The 1,861-nt window shown below is 49.1% G+C and carries 2 protein-coding genes; both read left to right on the forward strand.

The genetic code is table 11. The annotated features are described in order from the left end of the window. Positions 1-147 precede the first annotated feature (147 nt). Positions 148-396: an acyl carrier protein gene (locus tag IQ242_RS23785; protein ID WP_002768498.1), complete on the forward strand. Its 249-nt coding sequence runs from the start codon at positions 148-150 to the stop codon at positions 394-396. A gap of 69 nt (positions 397-465) precedes the next feature. After that, positions 466-1,716 carry a beta-ketoacyl-ACP synthase II gene (fabF, locus tag IQ242_RS23790; protein ID WP_193961652.1) on the forward strand — a complete coding sequence of 417 codons (1,251 nt, stop codon included), beginning with the start codon at positions 466-468 and terminating at the stop codon, positions 1,714-1,716. The last annotated feature ends 145 nt before the right edge of the window (positions 1,717-1,861 follow it).

The raw sequence follows: 1,861 nt of genomic DNA on the forward strand, positions 1-1,861 counted from the left end.
ATCAAGAGGGGAACAACTTCCAGTAAGATGAAAAATGGTCAGTGAAAAAGCTAACCGAAATTTATTGTCGGAAATGGTAACACCGCCCCATTTCCCCAGACTCTAGAGGCTAGAGTCCGGTAAACCAGCGGATAAAAATTGACATCCATGAGTGCAGACATCTTCGATCGAGTTAAAAAAGTTGTTGTGGAACAATTAGAAGTAGAGCCGGAAAAAGTTACCCCCGAAGCAAGCTTTGCTAATGATCTGCAAGCTGATTCCCTCGATGTGGTCGAGTTAGTGATGGCTTTAGAGGAAGAATTTGATATTGAAATTCCCGACGAAGCGGCCGAACAAATTGACACTGTAGGCAAAGCTGTTGACCATATTAGCGAGAAAGTAGGAGCAACCGCCTAATTATTGCGGGAAAATTGACAATTAGGATTAAATATCTGGGGCAAAATCTGCCCTTATTTTTGAACAAACATGACAGAATTGCCATTAAAAAGGGTTGTCATCACGGGGATGGGTGCGATCACTCCCCTCGGCAATAATCTAGCAGACTATTGGACAGGCTTAATCAACGGCAAAAGTGGCATTGGTTTAATTACCCACTTTGATGCCTCCCGTCACGCTTGTCGCATTGCTGGGGAAGTGCGGGGTTTTGACCCCCACGAATATGTGGATCGCAAAGAGGCAAAGCGCATGGACCGTTTCGCTCAATTTGCCGTCGCCGCCAGTTTGCAAGCGCTGCAAGATTCTCGATTAGTTATCGACGCTCTCAATGCCGATGATATAGGCGTACTAATTGGTACGGGCGTAGGTGGCATAAAAGTGCTTGAGGATCAACAGGAAATTTACTTGACAAAAGGTCCGAGCCGGTGTAGTCCTTTCATGATCCCGATGATGATTGCCAATATGGCCGCTGGTTTAACCGCTATCCACACGGGGGCCAAGGGACCGAGTAACTGCACCGTGACCGCTTGTGCTGCCGGTTCTAATGCCATCGGCGATGCTTTTCGTCTAGTACAAAGGGGTTTGGCCAAAGCGATGATCTGCGGTGGGACGGAAGCCGCCGTTACCCCCCTAGGATTGGCTGGTTTTGCCTCCGCTAAGGCCCTGTCCACCCGCAACGATGACCCCACCCGGGCCAGTCGTCCCTTTGACAAGGACCGGGATGGTTTTGTCATGGGGGAAGGGGCTGGAATCTTGATTATAGAGGAATTAGAAACGGCCTTAGCCCGTGGGGCGCGGATTTACGCCGAAATGATCGGTTATGGTCTGACTTGCGATGCCTATCACATGACTGCACCGGTTCCCGATGGTCGTGGAGCCACCAGAGCGATCGAATTAGCGATCAAAGATGCCGGTTTGACTCCGGCGGAAATTAGCTATATCAACGCCCACGGCACCAGTACAGGGGCCAATGATCCCACGGAAACCAAGGCGATTAAAAAAGCTTTAGGAGAATCGGCCTACCAAATCCCCGTCAGTTCCACCAAATCGATGACAGGCCACCTTTTAGGCGGTTCTGGCGGCATTGAAGCCGTGGCCACGGTAATGGCAATCGCTAATGATCGGATTCCCCCGACTCTCAACCTTGACAATCCTGACCCCGATTGTGATCTTGATTACGTCCCCTACGAAAGTCGTCAGCAGATAGTTAACGCTGCCCTCTCCAACTCCTTTGGATTTGGCGGCCATAACGTCACCCTAGCTTTTAGAAAATATGCTTGAGTCGATGCCCCCGAAAGAGTAATCTTTGAGTGGCTCCCTCTTTAACTGGGTCTTATTTTTGTAGTTCATTCTAAAAAACATTATGGTTGTAGTCTCCCAATCCCTCGAAGAACTTTGTATTAATGCCGTGCGTTTTTTAGCGGTG

This window comes from Microcystis sp. LEGE 08355 (assembly GCF_015207185.1).
GTDB lineage: Bacteria > Cyanobacteriota > Cyanobacteriia > Cyanobacteriales > Microcystaceae > Microcystis > Microcystis panniformis.